The sequence below is a fragment of the Vibrio litoralis DSM 17657 genome (assembly GCF_000426765.1).
Taxonomy (GTDB): domain Bacteria; phylum Pseudomonadota; class Gammaproteobacteria; order Enterobacterales; family Vibrionaceae; genus Vibrio; species Vibrio litoralis.
Genome location: NZ_KE384567.1, coordinates 649,779 through 672,084, shown reverse-complemented (window position 1 = coordinate 672,084; position 22,306 = coordinate 649,779). Strand labels below are relative to the sequence as shown.

Annotated in this window: 16 protein-coding genes and 1 riboswitch; of the genes, 11 read left to right on the top strand and 5 right to left on the bottom strand. The window is 42.9% G+C overall.

Annotated elements, in window-relative coordinates; genetic code table 11:
• Positions 1 to 41 precede the first annotated feature (41 nt).
• Positions 42 to 677: a peptide-methionine (S)-S-oxide reductase MsrA gene (gene msrA, locus K358_RS0116725; RefSeq protein WP_027697892.1), complete on the bottom strand. Its 636-nt coding sequence runs from the start codon at positions 675 to 677 to the stop codon at positions 42 to 44.
• A 153-nt stretch (positions 678 to 830) separates the two neighbouring features.
• Between msrA and tamA the strand changes: the two genes are divergently transcribed.
• The gene (gene tamA / locus K358_RS0116720) at positions 831 to 2,567 is read left to right on the top strand and encodes an autotransporter assembly complex protein TamA (protein WP_027697891.1); all 1,737 of its coding nucleotides are present in this window, start codon (positions 831 to 833) and stop codon (positions 2,565 to 2,567) included.
• A complete protein-coding gene (gene tamB, locus K358_RS0116715; RefSeq protein ID WP_027697890.1) occupies positions 2,567 to 6,355 on the top strand; it encodes an autotransporter assembly complex protein TamB in 3,789 nt (1,262 codons plus the stop codon). Before tamA ends, tamB begins: the two co-directional genes overlap by 1 nt.
• 56 nt (positions 6,356 to 6,411) lie before the next feature.
• Here tamB and ppa read toward each other — a convergent pair whose 3' ends face one another.
• Positions 6,412 to 6,939, bottom strand: a complete 528-nt coding sequence (gene ppa / locus K358_RS0116710; protein WP_027697889.1) for an inorganic diphosphatase — start codon at positions 6,937 to 6,939, stop codon at positions 6,412 to 6,414.
• Between the two features lie 200 nt (positions 6,940 to 7,139).
• Positions 7,140 to 8,150: a class 1 fructose-bisphosphatase gene (gene fbp, locus K358_RS0116705; RefSeq protein WP_027697888.1), complete on the bottom strand. Its 1,011-nt coding sequence runs from the start codon at positions 8,148 to 8,150 to the stop codon at positions 7,140 to 7,142.
• A gap of 247 nt (positions 8,151 to 8,397) precedes the next feature.
• On the opposite strand from fbp, the gene mpl reads away from it, so the two are divergent.
• The 5 genes from mpl to thiQ all read left to right on the top strand — a co-directional run bounded on the left by mpl (position 8,398) and on the right by thiQ (position 14,219).
• The gene (gene mpl, locus K358_RS0116700) at positions 8,398 to 9,753 is read left to right on the top strand and encodes a UDP-N-acetylmuramate:L-alanyl-gamma-D-glutamyl-meso-diaminopimelate ligase (protein WP_027697887.1); all 1,356 of its coding nucleotides are present in this window, start codon (positions 8,398 to 8,400) and stop codon (positions 9,751 to 9,753) included.
• Positions 9,754 to 9,866: 113 nt separating this feature from the next.
• Positions 9,867 to 10,496: a flavin prenyltransferase UbiX gene (locus tag K358_RS0116695; protein WP_027697886.1), complete on the top strand. Its 630-nt coding sequence runs from the start codon at positions 9,867 to 9,869 to the stop codon at positions 10,494 to 10,496.
• Positions 10,497 to 10,557: 61 nt separating this feature from the next.
• A riboswitch (TPP riboswitch) is annotated at positions 10,558 to 10,655 on the top strand.
• A gap of 39 nt (positions 10,656 to 10,694) precedes the next feature.
• Positions 10,695 to 11,717 carry a thiamine ABC transporter substrate binding subunit gene (thiB, locus tag K358_RS0116690; protein WP_027697885.1) on the top strand — a complete coding sequence of 341 codons (1,023 nt, stop codon included), beginning with the start codon at positions 10,695 to 10,697 and terminating at the stop codon, positions 11,715 to 11,717.
• Between the two features lie 174 nt (positions 11,718 to 11,891).
• Positions 11,892 to 13,481, top strand: a complete 1,590-nt coding sequence (thiP, locus tag K358_RS0116685) for a thiamine/thiamine pyrophosphate ABC transporter permease ThiP (RefSeq protein WP_425315039.1) — start codon at positions 11,892 to 11,894, stop codon at positions 13,479 to 13,481.
• An 18-nt stretch (positions 13,482 to 13,499) separates the two neighbouring features.
• The gene (thiQ, locus tag K358_RS0116680; protein WP_027697883.1) at positions 13,500 to 14,219 is read left to right on the top strand and encodes a thiamine ABC transporter ATP-binding protein; all 720 of its coding nucleotides are present in this window, start codon (positions 13,500 to 13,502) and stop codon (positions 14,217 to 14,219) included.
• A 127-nt stretch (positions 14,220 to 14,346) separates the two neighbouring features.
• On the opposite strand, the gene K358_RS18685 is transcribed toward thiQ, so the two are convergent.
• On the bottom strand, positions 14,347 to 15,039 hold the full coding sequence (locus K358_RS18685) for a hypothetical protein (protein WP_051241354.1): 693 nt from the start codon (positions 15,037 to 15,039) through the stop codon (positions 14,347 to 14,349).
• 231 nt (positions 15,040 to 15,270) lie between these two features.
• Entirely contained in the window at positions 15,271 to 16,704 is a 1,434-nt protein-coding gene (locus K358_RS0116670) for a PhoH family protein (protein ID WP_083962849.1), read from the bottom strand.
• 259 nt (positions 16,705 to 16,963) lie between these two features.
• On the opposite strand from K358_RS0116670, the gene K358_RS19315 reads away from it, so the two are divergent.
• The 4 genes from K358_RS19315 (at position 16,964) to K358_RS0116650 (ending at position 22,303) form a co-directional block, all read left to right on the top strand.
• Positions 16,964 to 17,110 carry a hypothetical protein gene (locus K358_RS19315; RefSeq protein WP_156888758.1) on the top strand — a complete coding sequence of 49 codons (147 nt, stop codon included), beginning with the start codon at positions 16,964 to 16,966 and terminating at the stop codon, positions 17,108 to 17,110.
• 280 nt (positions 17,111 to 17,390) lie between these two features.
• A complete protein-coding gene (rapA, locus tag K358_RS0116660) occupies positions 17,391 to 20,315 on the top strand; it encodes an RNA polymerase-associated protein RapA (RefSeq protein ID WP_027697881.1) in 2,925 nt (974 codons plus the stop codon).
• Positions 20,316 to 20,516: 201 nt separating this feature from the next.
• Positions 20,517 to 21,254: a bifunctional tRNA pseudouridine(32) synthase/23S rRNA pseudouridine(746) synthase RluA gene (gene rluA / locus K358_RS0116655; RefSeq protein ID WP_027697880.1), complete on the top strand. Its 738-nt coding sequence runs from the start codon at positions 20,517 to 20,519 to the stop codon at positions 21,252 to 21,254.
• A gap of 62 nt (positions 21,255 to 21,316) precedes the next feature.
• Entirely contained in the window at positions 21,317 to 22,303 is a 987-nt protein-coding gene (locus tag K358_RS0116650) for a D-2-hydroxyacid dehydrogenase (protein WP_027697879.1), read from the top strand.
• The last annotated feature ends 3 nt before the right edge of the window (positions 22,304 to 22,306 follow it).

Here is a 22,306-nt window from a genome sequence, read left to right as displayed (position 1 = left end):
GCGTTAAGCCTGTTTATGCAGTATCTCTTACGAGAAATGTATTAAGCTAGACTCGGTGGGAAGCACACTCCAGTGCCGCCAATGCCACAGTAGCCTTGCGGATTTTTGGCTAAATATTGCTGGTGGTAGGTTTCCGCTAGGTAGTAGTCACCCATTACCGCCAATTCAGTAGTGATATTTTTACTTAAAGATTCACCGATTGCTTGTTGGTAGGTTGCTTTGCTTTGTTCTGCAATCGTGAGATCGCTTTGATCTTCGGTATAAATCACTGAGCGATATTGAGTGCCAATATCATTACCTTGGCGCATACCTTGGGTTGGATCATGTTTCTCCCAAAAGATCACAAGTAACTCTTGTAGCGTCAATTGACTTGGATCGAAAATTACCCGTACTACTTCAGCATGTCCGGTTTCTCCGCTACATACTTCTTGATAAGTCGGATTCGGGGTATAACCACCGCTATAGCCAACCGATGTGCTGAGCACACCATCTAATTGCCAGAAAACACGTTCTGCACCCCAGAAGCATCCGAGTCCTAATATTACTTCTTTACTGCCGGTTGGTTTGTCGGCAGTTAAATCTGTTTGATTAATATAATGTAACTCGGTGATGAGCATTTTTTCATCACGGCCAGCTAATGCCGTTTCTTTGGTCACTAATTTATCTTTATTCGACATATATAATCCTTACTGGCTTTTGAGAAAAGGGAAAGTCTGGTAGTTTAATCTAGGTTCTAAACCATAGACCGATAAATCCCTGTGGTCATTTCAAATAAATATTTTGATTTGACAAATTACAGCAGTTTTGACAATGAGTACAAATATTCAAGTATGAAAAACCGTCTCCTCACTTCATTGTTGACCTGTTTGCTGATTTTTTCGGCTACGCCCAGCTATGCGGAAACCGAGCTGACCATTGAAGGTTTAGATGGTGAGCTAGACGATAATGTGTCGTCGTATTTATCGGCAATTAAAGAAAGTGAATATTCCACCTCATTGCGTTTTCAATCGCGCGTCAAAGAAAATATCATTGATGCCCTCAAAGCGTTAGGTTATTACAACCCGACAATTCTGTTTCAAATTGAAGGTAATACGGACGATCCGGACGCGGATAGCGAGTTAATTGTGACGGTCGATGCTGGCATTCCTACCATCATTTATGAAAGTGATATTGTGATAGAAGGTGATGCGGCCACTGATGTGGATTTTATGCGATTGGTGGATCGCTCCAAATTAAATTTAGGCCAAGTACTGAATCACGGGAATTATGAAGGGTTAAAGAGTGCTTTGCGTAATCTTGCATTACAGAAAGGCTATTTCGATGGCCAGTTTATTGATACTCGCTTGCAAGTCTCGCCAAGTCGCAATCAAGCGTTTGTGCACCTTCATTACCAAAGTGGTCAACGCTACGTGTTTGGCCAAACCACCATTACCGGTAGCCAAATTGAGCAAAAACGGGTTCAGTCGTTAGTACCGTATGAAGATGGTCAACCGTACCAATCGGTTTTAGTCGGTGAGCTTAACCAAAACTTATCGAGTTCTGAGTGGTTTGCTAACATTTCCGTTGAGCCGGATATTGAAAGCGTTAATGAAGATAAGTCATTACCAATGAAAGTGCGAGTCTCACCGCAAACACGTAACCAAATAGAAACCGGTTTAGGTTATTCCACCGATGTTGGTCCGCGCGGCAAGCTTTCATGGAAAAAACCTTGGCTCAATAAATATGGGCATAGTGTCGGGGCCAGTGTGATGTTATCGCACCCAGAAAAAACCTTTACTGCCAACTATAAGATCCCATTGGAAGATGTACTACACGATTACTATCTCGTGCAGTATGGTTTTAAAGATGAGGATGACAATGACACCGATAGCCAAGAGCAAAATCTATCGTTTGAACGTCATTGGCTTTACGATAATGATTGGCATCGAACTATTTATTTACGTTTATTGTATGAAGACTATGTGCAAGCGTCCGAATCAGGCCACTCGTTATATGTGCTACCGGGGATTTCATTTTCCCGAGTAAGAACGCGTGGCAATACCATGCCAATGTGGGGCGATAAACAAAGTATCAGTTTTGAATATGGCGATCCGTCACTGCTCTCTGATACGCGAATTATCCGTGTGGTAGGTCATACTGGATGGGTTCGCGGGATTGGCCCTAATCACCGTTTCCTTACTCGCTTAGATGCGGGGGGCGCTTTTGCCGATGATTGGTCGGAAGTCCCACCATCATTACGGTTTTTTGTCGGTGGGGTGAACTCACTGCGCGGCTATGGTTATGAAGAAGTATCGCCAAGAGATAGTAACGATGAGCTAGAAGGTGGTGCTTATATGGCAACCTCTAGCTTTGAGTATCAATATCGAGTAACCGGCAATTGGTGGGGCGCGGCATTTTTAGATGTTGGTGATGCTTGGACCGATACTCCAGAATTGAAACGAGGTGTTGGTGTAGGCGTGAGGTGGGGCTCTCCGGTTGGTCCGGTGCGTCTTGATTTTGCTTATGGGTTAGATGCCGATGATGGTGATGAATTCCGTATCCACTTTACCTTAGGTCCTGAGTTGTAATGAAGCGATTACTTAAATGGCTACTTGGCATTATTTTATTGATCCCAACGACGGTTTTGGTCGCTTTGCTATTCGTCGCGCTATTGTTGTTTACCAATGTCGGTTTAAACAGTGGTTTGTGGGTAGCGCAAAAAGTCGTGCCAGAGCTGAAAGTGGGTTCTACCGAAGGTAGTTTATTACCCGCTTTTACTTTGCACGATGTGCAATATAACGATGAAACGTTAGGCGTTGCGACGGAATTAAAGCGTTTTGATTTCTCCACCTCAATTGACTGTCTATTTGAGCACTCAGTGTGTATTGATACTATCGCGGTCAATGGCCTGAAATTTTCAATGCCGGATGCGCCTACTTCTGAAAGTAGTGAGCCAGACGATAGTAGCTCATTGATGCCAGCCATTTTTATCCCTATTCCAGTGTCACTGACTCATCTCGAACTTAATGATATTGATTTGAATGTCTTGGGCTATAAAGCATCTTGGAAGCATTTTTCTACCGGGCTTTATATGCAAGGGCGTACGCTGACATTGCGCCCAACTAATTGGCAAACCATTCGTTTAACTTTAGCGCCCGATGAGGCTGACAAAACACCTGAGCCAGTCGATAAAACCCCACTAGCACAGCGGCCCGATATTCCTCTACCTAAAGTTGCATCGCCTATCAACTTGCAAGTCGAACAATTTAATATTGATGACTTTATTTTGCAGCAAGACTCACCGATTAAAGTGAATCACCTAGGCTTTACAGGCTCATTAACGGGGAGCCAACTTGATATCCGGGATCTTAAGCTTGATATGCCACAGGCCGATTTAGATTTAAATACCAAGCTAACGATGTCTGGAGACTACCCGTTAACGCTGAAAGCGAAAGGTCTAGTCAAAATGGCGGAATATTCAGGTCAGACGATAACCTTAGATGCCAAAGGCAGTGTCGCCAATCTTAATTTATCGAGTGAACTTTCGGGGGGAGTGGAAGCTACAATAAAGGCTCACCTTAAACCACTGAAAGCCACGTTACCATTTGGCTTATCTATTAAAGATGCTAAAGCACAATGGCCAGTTAAAGGACAAGCCGACTATAACGTTAATATTGAACATTTAGATGGTAGTGGCTCATTAGAGGGCTATCAATTTGACTTAAACTCGGATGTTTCAGGCAAGGATATTCCCACTTCAGATATCGAATTTGATGCCAAAGGCGACTTTGAACAAATTGAATTACATAAATTAAATATTTCGACGCTCGGTGGCAATGTCACCGGTCAGGCGATGGTGAATTGGCAAGCGCCATTAAATTGGAAAGCGACCTTAGGTTTGAGTGATATTCAGCCCGGCATGCAATGGCCACAAGCAGAAGGTATCCTTAACGGCAGCTTAATTAATACCGGAAACTTAACGCCACAAGGAGGTTGGAAAGTACGGTTCCCAAGCTTGGCGATAGATGGCAAGTTGCGTGGTTATCCTTTGTCTTTAAAAGGTCAGTTTAATGCCAGTGATCTTCATGGCAAAGGCCAATACATCGTCCGAACTCGCGGATTAAAACTCTCTCATGCAAGAAATAGTGTCAAAATTAAAGGCAGGCTTGAGCAGCAGTGGAATATGGATATAGCGCTTCGTATGCCTAAACTGGAAAAAACCATTCCAGAGCTAAAAGGCCAAGCGATGGGCGATATTCAGTTACGTGGTGAGCAAAAGTCTCCGCAAATCTTGACCGACTTATCGATCAGCGACATCGACTGGCAGCAAGGTGAAGCTAAGTTGAAATCGCTGTTGGTTAAAGGGCAAGTTTCGCCTTTCCCATCACCAAGTGGCGATATTCGTTTGAGTGCCCAAGGCGGTTTATATCAAGAACATCAACTCAAAGATCTTACTTTAGCTTTTAAAGGTAATGAGAAAGATCATCAACTCGATCTTGATATGATGACGGATCTATTTTCAACCAATTTAACCGTTCAGGGAGGGATGGGAAATAAGCCGCAACAAATTTGGAAAGGGCAATTAGCCTCAGCGCAAATTACCTTAATGGAGCCAAATACCAACCAACAAACCAACCCAATCTGGCAGATCGATCACCCTGTTGATATCGGCTATCAATTGGCATCGCAACGCGTCGATGTGCAAGCGCATTGTTGGCAACATCTACCTTCGAAAATTTGTTTAGATAAAGACCTTTCAGCTGGCAACGATGGCGAGGCAACGTTGTCGATTCAACAATTTTCTTTTAATGAGTTAGCGGTATTCCTCCCAGAAGATACTGAGATTAATGGTGAGCTAAACGTTAATGCTTGGTTGAAGTGGGCAAATAATAAAGCGCCTCAGGTGAAACTGGATGTCGATATTCCCCAAGGTAATGTCGTTCAGAAATTGGATACTCCACTCACCATTCCTTGGGACAAAATTCAATTATCGGCTAATTTACAGCAAAATAAGCTCGATATGAGCTGGCTATTGGCGTTAACCAATAACGGCCAACTCAAAGGCCAAGCCACGATTCCCAATGTGCAAGCTCAACAGATGTCGATTGATGGTGATAATACTATCGCAGGGATTCATCTCGGTTTTCTGCGTCCTTTGCTCGGTGAGCAAAACCGTCTTAATGCTAATCTGAACTCCAAGCTCGATTTTAATGGCCCCATTTTAAACCCTAAAGTATTGGGCAATTTTGATATTGAGGATTTTCAATTAGAAGGCCCGATGTTCCCAGTCGATATTCATCAAGGGGAAGTTAAAACCCAATTTAATGGTTATTCGGCGAGCTTGAATAGTGTATTAGAAACCGATGATGGTGATTTACAGTTACAAGGGGATGCCAATTGGGCGCAACGTAATAACTGGTATGCCAATTTACGTGCCTTTGGTGATGAGTTGAAAGTTGAATCTCCGCCTATGTTGGCTTTAAAAGTGAAGCCAGATCTCACCATTGCGATTACGCCTACACTGGCAAAAATTACCGGTAATATTGATATTCCTTGGGGGCGCATTTTAGTCGAAGACTTACCAGAAAGTGCGGTAGGGCTATCGAAAGATGAAATTATTTTGGATGAAAAGCTAAATCCAGTCGAAGAGAATAATGGTCTACCGATGGCGCTAGAGAGCGATATTACCATCAATATTGGTGATGATGTCAGTTTGTCGGCATTTGGTTTAAAAGGCTATTTAGTGGGAAGCTTGAAAGTTTCTCAGAAAAATAAAGGTCCATTTATTTTAGGGGAAGTGAGAATCGAGGAAGGGCATTACCAATCCTTTGGACAGGATTTGATCATTCAAGAAGGCAAGATCTTAATGAATGGGCCCGCCGATCAACCTTATGTGGCAATTAAGGCGATCCGAAATCCAGACAATACTCAAGATGATGTGATTGCTGGGATCCAAGTAACTGGCCCCGCCGATGCGCCTGAAGTTAAAGTGTTTTCTGAACCCGCGATGTCGCAAACCAATGCATTATCTTACTTATTGCGCGGTCAAGGTGTAGAGGACGGTGCAAGTGGCAGTACCATGACTACCGCATTAATCGGTTTAAGTTTGGCTAAGAGTGGTCAGTTAGTTGGCGAGTTAGGTGAAGCGTTTGGTGTGCAAGATTTACAATTAGGAACTGCGGGTTCAGGGGATGATTCTCAAGTCACGGTAAGCGGTTATATTGCGCCAGGTCTGCAAGTTAAGTATGGCGTTGGGATATTTAACGCATTAGGCGAGTTTACCGTACGTTATGAATTACTCACCGATTTCTATGTTGAAGCGGTAACAGGGGTCGATAGTGCCGTCGATTTCCTCTACCAGTTTAGTTTTAATTGATAAAAAGAGCCGATAGTGGCTCTTTCATGGCTAGCAGTTCAAATGAGTAGTGGTTATTATTTCTGAGCGCGCTCGTAAGATTCTAGAATCTCTTTACGTGCAGACGCGACATCTTCCCAACCATCAACTTTTACCCACTTACCTTCTTCAAGATCTTTGTAACGCTCAAAGAAGTGTGTGATTTGAGATTTCAGTAACTCAGGTACATCGTTGATATCTTGAATGTGTTCGTACTCTTTAGACAATTTGCTGTGTGGTACTGCAATCACTTTGGCATCTTCACCAGACTCATCCGTCATTTTTAATACGCCAACCGGGCGACAACGAATCACTGAACCTGGCATTAATGGAAATGGTGTAGGGACCAAAACATCGACCGGGTCGCCATCTAAAGATAGGGTGTCGTTCACATAGCCATAGTTACATGGGTAGAACATCGGCGCAGACATAAAACGATCAACAAATACTGCGCCACTGTCTTTATCGACTTCATACTTAATTGGGTCTGCATTCGCAGGGATTTCGATCACTACATATAAATCGTCTGGTAGTGATTTACCAGCAGGTACATTATTCAAGCTCATTGGGCTTCCTTTCTATGTTTGGCTATCTTGAGATAACTTAGATTTGAAATTAACGCTTTGATTATAACGTGACTTGTTAAGGGGTTGTAAAGGGCTTGAGTGAAATATGCGAAGGAAATTCTAGCGAAGTGATAAACGAAAAGAGAAAAAGATAGGAGGAATAAGCTCCTCCTATCTTTATTGTTAGTTGAGGCAATGAGCTATTCTGGATATTGTTCTAAAAAGCTTTCTACTTTATCGACCATTAATGGTGAACCAACGACAAAAGGAACACGCTGATGCAGTTCGGTTGGTTTTAAATCTAAGATACGATTTTTACCGTCGCTTGCTTTGCCGCCAGCTTGTTCCATCAAAAAGGCCATCGGGTTGCATTCATATAATAAGCGTAATTTACCATTTGGATGACTTTCAGTGCTTGGATAAAGGTAGACCCCTCCTTTTAATAAGTTGCGGTGAAAATCAGCCACTAAAGAGCCAATGTAACGAGAGGTATAAGGACGTTTATCTTCTGGTACATTTTCTTGGCAGTATTTGATGTATTTTTTGATGCCGGTTGGGAAGCGAATGTAGTTGCCTTCATTGATTGAATAAATGGTGCCAGATTGTGGGATCACCATCTGTTCATGCGATAGGCAAAATACCCCTAGCGATGGATCGTAAGTAAATCCATGCACGCCGTTACCCGTGGTGTAAACCAACATGGTGGATGAACCGTAAATGATATAACCGGCCGCCACTTGCTTATGACCGGGCTGTAAGAAATCTTCTTCAGTTGGCGGCGTACCGATTGGAGAGACACGTTGATAAATAGAGAAAATTGTTCCGACCGACACGTTAACATCAATATTAGATGAGCCATCGAGAGGATCCATTAGCACGACATACTTGGCATTTTTATTGAGATCTTTATTAAAGGCGACGGCTTCATCTTCTTCTTCACTGGCAACACCACAAACTTGATCGCGAGCTTCTAGCGCCGCTTTAAATTTGTCATTGGCATATAAATCGAGTTTTTGTTGTTCTTCTCCTTGAACATTCTCAGCGCCCACCGAGCCAGTAATATCAACCAGTCCGGCTTTATTGATTTCCCTATTGACTATTTTAGCCGCCAATTTAATGGAACCGAGTAGAGAAGATAAATCTCCACTGGCGTGAGGGAAGTGGTGTTGATTTTCAACAATAAATTCACCAAGTGTACGCATGGTCGACATGTTTAATCCTTTTGTGTCGTTAAGCAGTATGCCCCTATTACGGGTGTGTTAAGGGCTAACTCATTGTAAAAGGATAAACTTTTTTATGGTAATGAAGTAACTTGTGAAATTTCACAAATGTGACATTTGAAGTTTTGTCGTTCGATACTCTTAAATCAAACCATACTTTTAACTTGGTTTACGATACTATTTACGTTTCAAATATTTATTACTTTTTTGCCTCCTAAATGAGGTTGGAACCACTGTTATGCATATTCATATTCTTGGTATTTGCGGCACTTTCATGGGCGGTGCGGCAGTTTTAGCACGTCAATTAGGACATAAAGTGACAGGCTGTGATGCCAATGTTTACCCACCAATGAGCACTTTACTTGAGTCTCAAGGTATTGAGATTATTGAAGGTTTTGACCCCTCTCAGCTGAAGCCAGCCCCCGACCTCGTGGTGATTGGTAACGCGATGAGCCGTGGTAATCCTTGTGTTGAATATGTTTTAAATAACAATTTGAAATACACCTCAGGTCCGCAGTGGCTACAAGAATTTTTATTGCATGACCGTTGGGTATTAGCAGTATCGGGTACCCACGGTAAAACCACCACCTCGAGCATGTTGTCTTGGATCTTAGAAGATTGCGGTTATGCACCGGGATTTTTAGTTGGTGGCGTATTGGGCAACTTTGGTGTGTCGGCTCGTTTAGGCGAAAGCATGTTTTTTGTGGTCGAAGCAGACGAATATGACAGTGCTTTTTTCGATAAACGTTCTAAGTTTGTGCACTACCACCCACGAACACTGGTTATGAATAATTTAGAGTTCGATCATGCTGACATTTTCGATGATCTTGAAGCGATCAAGCGTCAATTCCATCACTTAGTTCGTACTGTGCCGGGTAATGGTCGCATTTTGACGCCAAGTAACGATGATGGCCTGCAAGATGTCATCAAGCGCGGTTGCTGGAGCGAATTAGAATATATTGGCGACGATGGTCACTGGAAAGCTAAGAAAGTAAAAAAAGATGGTAGCCACTTCCAAGTTTATTTAGATGGCCAGCATCACGGTGATGTGGTGTGGGATTTAGTCGGTGATCATAATGTGAATAATGCATTAATGGCGATTGCCGCAGCGCGTCATGTTGGTGTCACGCCTGATCTGGCTTGTGAAGCATTGGGTAAATTCATTAATACCAAACGCCGCTTAGAGCTTAAAGGTGAAGTGAAGGGCATTAAGGTCTATGACGATTTTGCTCACCACCCAACCGCAATTGATCTCACGTTAGAAGGCTTACGTAATAAAGTCGGTGATAGCAAAATTATCGCGGTGTTTGAGCCTCGTTCGAGCACAATGAAAATGGGTGTGCATAAACAAACTTTAGCCGCCGCTTTTAAGCATGCTGATCAAGTTTGTTTATATCAACCAAGCAATATTCAATGGTCGGTAGAAGAGGTGGCACAGCAGTGTCCTCAACCAAGTTATGTTGATGACAATATTGATAACTTTGTAGAATATATTGTGGCTCAAGCAAAAACGGGCGATCAGATCTTAGTGATGAGTAATGGTGGCTTTGAAGGGATCCACGCCAAGTTATTACAAGCTTTACAGCAAAAGTAGTAAAAAGATCACCATAAGTCTAAAGATCATAGCAAGCAAAAAGATCATTGGTGGTAAAAAGATCACTATGATCCTTTTATTTGGTAAACTCACTCTCTATTGAGGAAGCGAATATGTCTCAATTGGTGGAAAAGAAAATCACTCTAGCTTTCACTGGTGCTTCTGGCGCCCCCTATGGATTACGTCTATTAGAGTGTTTGCTGGCAGCGGACTACACCGTTTATTTGTTGATCTCATCAGCGGCCCGTGTCGTGATGGCAACCGAGCATGGTTTAAAGTTACCAAGTGGCCCAGAAGCCGCGCAAAAAGCTTTGGTTGAGCACCTTAAATGCCGCAGTGATAAGTTAATCGTATGTGGTAAAGAGGATTGGTTTTCGCCAGTTGCTTCGGGATCAGCTGCGCCAAAACAAATGGTGGTGTGTCCATGTTCTGCTGGTAGTGTGGCTTCGATTGCTCACGGCATGTCGGATAATTTAATTGAACGTGCTGCCGATGTGGTGATGAAAGAACGCGGCCAATTATTGCTGGTGGTACGTGAAACGCCATTTTCGACTTTGCATTTAGAGAATATGCATAAGCTATCGCAAATGGGCGTCACTATTATGCCGGCAGCACCGGGCTTTTATCATCAACCGAAAACCATTGAAGATTTAGTGGATTTTATGGTGGCGAGAATTCTCGATCATTTAGGTGTTGAACAAGGTTTAGTGCCTCGTTGGGGCTACGATCAACGCTCTAGCTAACAGTTTTGATATTAAGCTAATATAACGACTCGTTTACCGTTACCTAAGATCTTATAATTTGTACAACTCATCGGGGTGCTGAATCATGTGATTTGGCTGAGATAACACCCGTGACCTGAACCAGATAATGCTGGCGTAGGAATTGAGTGGGTTTCTCCTCCTTTTCCCTGTGCCGCTCACTAAATAAGGATTAATCTAGTGAACTTCACACCTAAAGCGCTTACTTTTCTTGCTCTCTCTTGTGCTGCGACCTTTTCTACTTCAGCGCTTGCTAATTCAGAGCTAGCGGAGCAAAAGCCTACCTTAACCGTTTATACTTACGACTCTTTTACTTCCGATTGGGGCCCAGGTCCGAAAATCAAACAAGCTTTTGAAAGCCAATGTGGCTGCAATCTGAATTTTGTTGCCTTGGATGATGGCGGTTCAGTGTTAAGTCGTATTCGTTTAGAAGGCAACAATACCAAAGCGGATGTGGTGCTGGGGTTAAATAACAACATTATGGCGCAAGCTCAGCAAACGGGACTACTTGCCAAACATGATGTTGATACATCTCAAGTCACCATTCCCGGTGGTTGGAATAATCCTTATTTTGTGCCTTTTGATTACGGCTACTTTGCCTTTGTGTACAATAAAACCAAAATGAACAACCCGCCAAAAAGCTTAAAAGAATTAGTTGAGCGTGATGATTTTAATATTATCTATCAAGATCCACGCACCTCGATTACCGGCCAAGGTTTATTGTTATGGGTGAAAGCGGTTTATGGTGATGACGCGGCGCAAGCATGGCAAAAAATTGCCGATAAAACCGTTACGGTGAGCAAAGGTTGGTCAGACTCTTACCCTATGTTCTTAAAAGGGGAGAGCGATATGGTGCTGTCCTATAGTACCTCTCCGGCTTATCACATTATTGCTGAAAATGATGACCAATATGCGGCGGCAGATTTTACTGAAGGGCAATATGCACAAATAGAATTGGCAGCTAAGGTGGCAAGTACCAAGCATCCTAAATTAGCCGATGAGTTTATGCATTTTATCTTAACCGATGATTTCCAATCTGTGATGGCAACCGGTAATTGGATGTACCCAGTGACCGATGTTGAACTGCCGAAAGGTTATGAGCAATTAACGGTGCCAAGCAAGATGTTGTCGTTAGAGCCAGAAACCGTTGCTAAGCAACTGAAAGGTTGGACTCGTGAGTGGCAGACTGCTTTGTCGCAATAACCCCATGACTATACTCTTCGTACTTGAAGCTGCAGCCTTGTTGACGGCGTTCATTCGCCTCAATCACATAGGCAAGCTATGCTCATGGGGCCTCATTCTCTTGTCGCCTTACTGCAACTCCAATTACTTTGAGTATATTCTTGTAGCTTTTAAGGATATTAATAGGATGCCAGCGTGATTAATGTTCCGGTTCCTAAGTTAGGTATTGCGGTTGCGCTGGCGATTGCCGTGTTTGTCTGCGCAACAATAGGAGCGCTAGTTCAGCACGCTCCAACGCTGAATCTTGCTTGGATTTTATCCGATCCTTATTATCGGCATATCACCTTCTTTAGCTTCTATCAGGCATTCTTTTCGACTTTGTTGAGTGTTGGTTTAGCGATTCCGGTTGCTCATGCGTTATCTCGACGAAAATTTATAGGCAAATCGCTATTATTGAAACTGTTTGCTTCGACATTGGTATTGCCAGTGTTGGTAGGAGTATTCGGTATTTTAGCGATTTTAGGTAATAGTGGTTTAGTCGCTGGATTATTTAAAGCTTTTGATACTCGTTTACCCTTTTCGATTTACGGCCTAAGCGGCATTCTAGTCGCTCATGTCTTTTTCAACTTACCCTATGCCTGTCGCTTGTTATTGCATGCTTTAGTGTCGATTCCTAATGAGCAACATAAATTGTGCGCTCACTTGGGAATGAATGGATGGCAGAAGTTTCGCCAAGTTGAATGGCCCCGTATGAGGCAGCAACTTCCACATGTCGCTGGTCTAGTGTTTATGCTGTGCTTTACTAGCTTTTCGACGGTTATGGCATTAGGCGGTGGGCCTAAGTCGACCACGATTGAGCTGGCTATCTACCAAGCAATTAAGTTTGATTTTGACCTACAAGCTGGCGCGATTCTCGCGTTATGGCAAATGCTGCTATGTGGTGGATTAAGTTTACTATTATTGCGTTTAGCGAAAACCTTGCCAGCTTCGACTCAGTCTAGCCAACAAGTGTTACCGGTGTGGTCAGATTCTCGCTTAGCGAAAGTTTGGGATAGCATTTGGATCATAGCGGCAATGTTGCTTGTGTTGCCGCCTTTATTGATGGTGATATGGCAAGGTTTGAATCTTCAATCCTTGATTGTGCTGCAAGATGCTAAGTTTTGGCAGGCGTTGATGGCTTCGTTGAAAGTCGCAACATTAGCCAGTTCGCTTGCCTTGGTGATGGGCATCGCGATTTTATTTACCAGTCGCGCTTGGCATTTGAAAGGGCGTAGTCACTGGGCAGGGCGTTTAGAATTGATGGGTACGATTATTTTAGTGACGCCGGGAATTGTGATTAGTACAGGTCTATTTTTATTGCTGCGTAATCAAGTTGATGTATTCAGCCTTGCTTTTGTGATGGTGATTTTAGTGAATGGTTTAATGGCGTTGCCTTACATAATCAAAACTTTGTCGCAGCCTATGTTGCAAACTGCCCAGCAATATCAATTTTTATGTCAAAGCCTAGGGATGACAGGTTGGACTCGTTTTAAAATGGTTGAGTGGAAAGCGCTGAATAAACCAATAGCTCACGCCTTTGCGATTAGCTTTATGTTCTCGATGGGCGATTTAAGCGCCGTAGCACTATTTGGTAACCAATCTTTCACTACGTTGCCTTTGTATTTATTTCAACTACTGGGAAGCTATCAAATGCCTGCGGCGGCGATGGTCTCTCTGTGTTTATTGGTGTTTAGTGTTATCTGTTTTAGCTTGATTGATGTCGTGTTTAAACGAAGTAGCCGTTAATTATGAAGAAGAATTACCATGTCTGATTGTGCCATTGATATCCAACAAGTCATTTATGATTATCAAAGTGAAACCTTTTATTTTGACTTACAGGTAGAGCGTGGCTCGATTATGGCTTTGATGGGGCCTAGTGGCTCTGGCAAATCAACCTTACTCAGTTTAATCGCCGGTTTTATTGAACCTAAACAAGGGAAGATTAACGTCGATGGGGTATCTGTGGTTGGTTTGCAGCCTCACCAAAGGCCACTGGCAATGTTGTTTCAAGAGCATAATTTATTCAGCCATTTAACGGTAAGACAAAATATTGGACTCGGTTTACATCCGGGCTTGAAATTAACTAGCCAACAAAAACAACAAGTGGAACAAGCCGCCCAGCAAGTTGGTATTGTTGAACTGTTAGATCGCCTGCCAGAGCAGTTATCGGGCGGACAGCGGCAACGCGTCGCACTGGCAAGATGCTTTGTACAGCCACATTCTATTTGGTTGTTGGACGAGCCTTTTTCAGCGTTAGACCCGATTTTACGTCAAGAGATGTTGTCGCTGGTGGCAAGCCTAGCCAAAGAGCGCAATATCACCGTATTGATGGTGACGCATCATTTGTCAGATGCTAAATCGATAGGTAGCCATTTTGCCTTTATGGAGCAAGGACAAGTGACAGAGTGCGATCAAATATCACAGTTAACCCAAGAAAGTAGTAACGCTCATTTAAAAGCATTTCTTAAAGCGAGTGGGAACTAATTCTGAGCTAGATAATGACAGTTTCTATAAAAATGACTGCCAAGTACAAATTAGTAAGGCCTTGACGTAAGTTATATCAGGGCCTTACTATTTTAATATGAGATCAATTAGGTAATTTTTATAGGGATTATTTCTTCGTTAATCTATCGATGAAAAATTGATCACGCTTACCGATAAATTGAGCGTAGTTTTCATCAACAAGACGGTATTTACGCCAAGCTAAAAAGCCTTGTAGATAGCCTATGGCAGAATAAAAAATAACTACGTAAGCTAATACTTCTAACCCTTCCTCTACTACACGTTTGATCACCCGATCGTAATCTGGCCCAAGAATACCTTGCCAAAAATGGCCCATACCGAATAAACGAGAAAATACTAGAAGTAGTGCCATACCTAAGCATAAGGAAAAAAAGTTACGGTTTTGGGTGAAATGAGCAAAGGTATAAATAGTTTGCTTAATATCTCTAGAGGCATAAGCAATCGCTGAAATTGCTACCAATAATGCGGGAACGATCCAGAAACCATGAAAAACCAGATCAAATAACCCGTCTAATTCACGGATGAACATGCAGCTAAAAAAGCCAGTAACCAGAGTACAAAAGTGTCGGGTAGAAGTTTCCTTATAGGTTACATAGCCAAAGGAGAGAGCGGTAAGAAAAAGAATCAACTCCTGAAAGTATTCTGTTAGTGATGTTTCACCAATCCCATGTTTGAGATAAATCAGATCATAACTAAGAGTGGCAACTGGTAAAGTAACAAGCAAAGCAAGTAATAGAAATTGGCCAAGCCCTTTGAGAATAAAACGTATATCAGTAGACATAATTCCTCCGAAATTAAAGCTGCCTTTATTTTTATATTCTAGTCCGTTTTATGTAGCAGTCCGTGTGATATTGGCAGAGGGAGGGGGATTCTATAGTTGATGATATTTCGATGCTAATATTTTTTAGTTTTATAAAATAAAGTTTAATAATAATCAATTCTAAGTTATTCACTAGACAATCAAGGCACACTGTGTGCACCTTGATTGCTATTATTTCCTTTTTTTGAGTGGTTATAGGTTTTCTTCAGCGAACTCCGCTAAACGGCTACGAACCACGCCATTTAAGTGAATATTGGCACTACCTTCGAAGTTTTTAAAACGTTCAACCATGTAAGTTAACCCAGAGGTTACAGGCGTTAAGTAAGTGGAGTCGATTTGCGCTAGGTTACCCGAGCAGACAATTTTGGTGCCTTCACCACAACGAGTAATGATGGTTTTTATTTGCGAAGCGGTCAGGTTTTGGCATTCATCCAGTAATACGAAGGCATTTTGAATCGAACGACCACGCATAAAGTTGATGGATTTGAATTGAATATTGGCTTTATCACAAATGTACTTTAATGAGCCTTCAGTGCAGTGATCGTTTTTATGCAGCGCTTCTAGCGTGTCGGTAATCGCCGCCAGCCAAGGCATCATTTTTTCTTCTTCCGTGCCGGGTAAGAAACCAATGGCTTCACCGATATCGGGGGTATTACGAGTGACAATAATCTTATCGAACATTTTTTTCTCGATGGTCATCTCTAACGCCGCTGCCATGGCAAGCATGGTTTTACCACTACCCGCTGCGCCGGTTAAAATCACCAAATCAATTTCGGGATCAAGCAAGGCATCCATCGCCATTCCTTGATAGACATTTTTCGGATAAATATCCCAAGCATGTCGGTGCATCAGCCGTTCTCGGCTAAGGTCTTTAATTTTGGCACTTGTCGGATGCAGCTCTTCAACACGGCCAGCAAAGTCGGTATCTTCATCGATAATATATTGATTAATAAAGGTTGGCTCTAAGCCTTCTCGATCAACGGTATGAAAAGTTTTACTGCCGCAGTTGTGGCTTTCTACTTGTTTAAAGTTATCCCAAAAGCTGCCTTGGTATTCATTAAAGCCCTTGGTTAGGAACTGCACATCATCAATTAATTGGTCGGTTCGGTAGTCTTCAACATATTGAACTCCTGCGCCTTTGGCTCGTAAGCGCATATTGATATCTTTGGTGATCAATACGACTTCTCGCGGTGCGCGACGGTTTTGCAGAGCAATCACGCCATTTAAAATGCGGTTGTCGCCTGCTTTATCGGCAAAGGCTTTATCACTATCTTGGATATCAAAATCGGCCAGAATTGAAATGGTGCCAGTGGCTTGATTATCCTTAGCAAAAGGAATGCCTTGGGATATTTCATCGGGCGTTGCATCGTGGAAAATCGCTTCTAGGGCTCGAATGGCGACTCGGGCATCTCGGGCAACATCACGTTTGCTGTCTTTGATGCGATCAAGTTCTTCTAATACTGTCATTGGAATGACGACATCGTGTTCTTGGAATGAGTATATGGCGTGGGGTTCGTGGAGTAGGATGTTGGTATCAAGGACAAAGATTTTTCGCGATGATTTATCGTGTGATGTATGGCGTGTTGATGATATTGCGCTAGTTAGCGTTCTGTCGGTCGAGCCCATAGCGTCTCCTTGTTCCGCGGTGCGGAAGGCTAGCAATGTTTGATTGCTATAGAGGCAGCTGGGAACATCCTGTTCCTATTTTCGCTATCGAGAGTGTCGGTAGCGTGCTGCTACATAACGATCAAACCCTTTTTATGGATAAGCAACGATAGCTTTTTAATACAAAACTATCTGAATGCTTATGTTAAGTATACCCAAGTAACTTCAGGATGCGAGTTTCAGCAAGAATAAAACAAGCTTTAGGCAAGGCAAATTGAATATGATCATAGTGATTCTATCTCTGTTCAGTTTAACGCAGCATAAAGCTTGTTTTAACTTGCCCTTTGGAAGCTTCATCCAAACCTTTATGCCGCGTCAGTTTGGTTTGAAAGGTGTTTACATTCCTTCGCCAATCTTCCTTGCCTAAAGGTCTGGATGATAGCTCTGAATTCTGCATCTTGAAGTCACTTGGGTATATTGAAAGATTTTTACTTTCAGCTCTAATTTACCTCTCAAATATTGACACTTTTATGTCAAGGCGAAAATTAACTTCAAATCAGGATGATATATCTAGGCTCATCAAGTAAGATGTGCGGCTTTTTCCTTGTCGGGAAAGCGTATTTAAATGGGGTTTGAGGGAAGAATATTTCATCAAAAACCACTAAAATAGATTTCAATAAAGTTAGATTCATAAGGTAGTCGATTACATGGCATTTGCGTTAGGTCAGCGTTGGATTAGTGATACAGAAAGCGATTTAGGATTAGGGACAGTGGTCGGGCTTGATGCTCGTACTGTGACCTTGATGTTTGCTGCGTCAGAAGAAAACCGTTTGTATGCCCGTAATGATGCGCCGATCACTCGAGTGGTGTTCAATGTCGGTGATGTTATTGAAAGCCAAGAAGGGTGGACTTTAAAAGTTGAGCATATCGAAGTACAAGATGATGTGATCAGTTATATCGGTACTCGCCAAGATAACCAAGAAAGCGATGTTGTATTACGTGAGATTTTCTTAAATCACCAAATTCGCTTTAATAAGCCTCAAGATAAATTGTTTGCCGGTCAAATTGATCGTATGGATAACTTTGTCTTACGCTACAACGCATTAACCAATCAATATCAGCAGCATAAAAGCCCAATGCGTGGCCTTTGTGGTATGCGCGCGGGCCTGATTCCGCATCAGCTTTATATTGCCCATGAAGTGGGACGTCGTCATGCGCCTCGCGTTTTACTCGCTGATGAAGTAGGCCTAGGTAAAACCATTGAAGCGGGCATGATCATTCACCAACAAGTATTAACCGGTCGTTCTGAGCGAATTTTGATTGTGGTGCCGGAAACGCTACAACATCAATGGTTAGTTGAGATGATGCGTCGCTTTAATCTGCATTTTTCGGTATTCGATGAAGAGCGTTGCCTGGAGTCACAAGCTGATGCTTTGAATCCATTTGATACTCAGCAATATGTCCTATGTTCACTCGATTTTTTGAAAAAGAATGAAAAACGTTTCAATCAAGCCTTAGCCGCTGATTGGGATTTATTAGTCGTCGATGAAGCGCATCACCTAGAGTGGAGTGTTGACGCACCAAGCCGTGAATATCAAATGATCGAAGGCTTAGCAGCAAGAATCGCTGGCGTGCTTCTTCTTACTGCAACCCCTGAGCAGCTAGGTCATGAAAGTCACTTTGCTCGACTGCGCTTGCTTGATTCAGACCGCTTTTTTGACTACCCAACTTTTGTGAAAGAAGAGCAGCAATACGAACCGGTAGCCGAAGCGGTCGCAAGCTTAGAATCTGGTCAGCCGCTGACTAACGATCAAAAAAATAGCATCACAGAGTTGTTATCAGAACAAGATGCCGAGCCGCTATTTAGAATTTTAGATGGTTGTAGCTCACAAGCTGAATTTGATATTGAGCAGAAAACCTTAGCCCGCCAAGAATTGATTGATAACTTAATGGATCGTCATGGTACTGGGCGCATATTGTTCCGTAATACTCGTGCTGCGATCCAAGGTTTTCCTGAGCGCCACGTACACATGTTAGAAATGCCAATGCCAGAGCAATACACTCGAGCAATGCGTGTTTCTAAGATGATGGATGGCGAACTACCTGAGCAAACCCAAGCGTTGAAAAACTTATACCCAGAAGAAATCTTACAAGATCTTGAAGGCGATAAAACCTCATGGTGGACGTTCGATCCTCGCGTAACTTGGCTTATCGATAAAGTACTAGAAAAACGCTCTGAAAAGATCTTAGTGATCGCATCTCGCTCTTCTACTGCCTTGCAACTAGAGCAAGCTTTGCGTGAGCGTGAAGGTATTCGTGCCACAGTATTCCATGAAGGTATGTCGATTCTTGAGCGTGATAAAGCGGCTGCTTACTTTGCTCAAGAAGAAGGTGGTGCGCAGGTACTGATCTGTTCTGAAATAGGCTCTGAAGGACGTAACTTCCAGTTTGCCAATCAGTTAGTGATGTTCGACTTGCCATTCAACCCAGACCTACTAGAACAACGTATCGGCCGTTTAGACCGTATTGGACAAACTCGCGATATTGAAATTTTCGTTCCGCATTTAGAAAATTCAGCGCAATCAATTTTGGCTCATTGGTATCACCAAGGCTTGAATGCATTTGCAGAAACCTGCCCGACAGGCCGTGCGGTGTATGATGAATATTCTGCCAACTTAATTGCCATGCTAGCCTCGGGCGACATGAGTGAATTGGATCATTTAGTCGAGCAATCGGCAACGCTTAATAAACAGCTGAAATCGAAATTAGAACAAGGTCGTGACCGTTTGCTAGAAATTCACTCGAACGGTGGCGAAAAAGCACAAAAAATCACTGAAACTATCGCAGCTGGTGATAATGACACCAATCTTGTGACCTTTGCTCTTGGCCTGTTTGATACCATAGGTTTGAACCAAGATGACAAAGGTGAAAATGCCCTAGTGGTGACGCCATCAGAACACATGATGGTGCCAAGCTACCCAGGGCTGCCGTATGAAGGTGCGACTATCACGTTTGATCGCGACACTGCACTTTCTCGTGAAGATATGAACTTTATGAGTTGGGAGCACCCAATGATCCAAGGTGGTATAGATCTACTGCTTAGCGAGAATGTGGGTACTAATGCGGTTTCGTTATTGAAAAACAAAGCGCTACCGGTTGGCACTATGTTCTTAGAGCTAGTGTATTTAGTGGATGCTCAAGCGCCAAAACGCAGTGGCATTAACCAATTCTTGCCAAAAACGCCAATTCGTTTATTGATGGATGCCAAAGGTAACGAACTTTCAGAGCAAGTACCATTTGACACATTTAACCGCCAACTTAGCCCGATTAACCGTCATATGGCGAGTAAAGTGGCCAGTTCGGTGCAAGATCAAATCCATAGTTTAATTGAAAGTGCTGAGCAAGCCGTTTTACCTAAACTGGATGAAGTGCGTCAAACCGCGAAATCTGAGATGCAGCAAAAGCTTAACTCTGAATTAGAACGTTTATTGGCACTTAAAGCCGTCAATCCAAACATTCGTGATGAAGAAATTAGCGCGATTGAAACGCAAATCGAAACGCTGTCTGGTTACATCGAAACCGCTCAGCTACAGCTCGATTCTCTACGTTTGATCGTGGTTGCTCATCAGTAAAAAAAGCAGTCCCTAGTTCCTAGTTTTTAGTCCCTAGAGGTTAATTTCTAGGAACGGGGATGTTTTTATGTATTTTATTTTCTAGTTTTCTATCTTAAATATTCTTCCTTGAACTATTTCCTAGGGACTAGGGACTAGGGACTAGGGACTTGAAACTAGGAACTCTAAACTAGGAACTCTAAACTAGGAACTTGTTTTTCTATGGCCCTACTTGAATACCTCCCACCCATTGATCCTTGGACGGATATCGTCTATCAAGATGAACATATTTTGGTGGCGAATAAACCAGCAGGTTTGTTGTCTGTTCCGGGGCGCTTGGCTGAGCATTACGATAGTATTTGGAGTCGTTTACGTGAGACTTATCCAAATATTGAAGTGGTGCATCGCTTGGATATGGCGACTTCTGGTTTGATGTTATTTGCTTTAACTAAAGAAGCGGAACGCCATCTTAAGAAGCAATTCCAGTATCGCCTCACTCATAAAATTTATTATGCGCGCGTATGGGGAAGGGTTGAGCACGACCAAGGTGAGATTGATTTACCGCTGATTTGTGATTGGCCTAATCGCCCGCGACAAAAAGTCTGTCACCAAGATGGCAAGCCTTCTTTAACACGTTATCAAGTGGTGGCGCGAGAAGAGCAGACTACCGTCGTTCGTCTACTGCCGATCACGGGGCGATCACACCAGCTTCGGGTACACATGATGGCGCTAGGTAACCCGATTATTGGCGATGAATTCTATGCGGCTCAAGAGGCGTTTGAGTACTCAACAAGATTACAATTACACTCGACTGAATTGAGTTTTTATCATCCGAAAGACAATCAATTAGCGACGGCGTTTGTTGATTGTGATTTTTATCCCGACGTAAAAGCGCAAATTTTGCAACACTTTAACGCTGAACCTGAGTTGCCAGATTATAAAACTTTGGTATCGTCGTAGGGGTATTCCCGAGTAACTTATCCCGTGGGTATATTTTATTTTCAGGCCGAAAAGGATTTTACATGTCGATCCCTCCTACTCATTTACCTAGTAAACCAACGGTGGTTTTTTTAGATCACGCCACCATTCCTGAACATATTAGCGTGCCAAACTTAACCTTTGAGCATCAATGGCAACAGTTTGATTTAACGCCAGCGGAGAAGGTGGTAGAGCGTATTGCATCGGCCGATATTGTGATCACCAATAAAGTGCAATTAACGGCAGGCATTCTAAAGCAAGCCCCGAAACTCAAGTTAATTGCGGTCGCGGCGACAGGAACCAATAACGTTGATTTAGACTACTGTCGAGAGCATGGAATAGTAGTAACCAATGTACAAGGGTATGGAACGCGCTCTGTGCCAGAACATGTGGTGGCGATGATGTTTGCGCTAAAGCGTAATTTAGTGGGGTACCATCAAGATATCGCCGCAGGTGAATGGCAAAAACAGAAGCAGTTCTGTTTCTTTACTCATCCTATTACTGATGTGGCCGATTCAACCATCGGGATCATTGGCAGTGGTAGTCTAGGGCAAGCAGTTGGCGTGTTAGCCAAAGCGATTGGCATGAAGGTAGTATTTGCGGAGCGTAAAGGGGTAAAACCTGCGCGCCCTGGCTATATGGCGTTTGAAAAAGTCCTTGAAACGGCTGATGTGTTGACTTTGCATTGTCCACTTACTGATGACACGCAAGATTTAATTGCGATGCCAGAATTGACAGCGATGAAGCCGAGCGCAATTTTAATTAATGCCGGTCGCGGTGGGCTAGTTAATGAGTCAGACTTGGTGGAAGCATTAAAAGCCAAACAAATTGCTGGTGCAGGGTGTGATGTATTTACTCAAGAGCCTGCTGATGAGTCGAATCCGCTTATCGCCAATATGGACTTACCAAACTTACTTCTCACTCCTCATGTCGCGTGGGGGAGCCATTCTTCTATTCAAGCGTTATGTAATATCTTGATGGATAATATTGAAAAATACCAACAAGGTGTGGAGCAGAATCGAGTCTGTTAACTT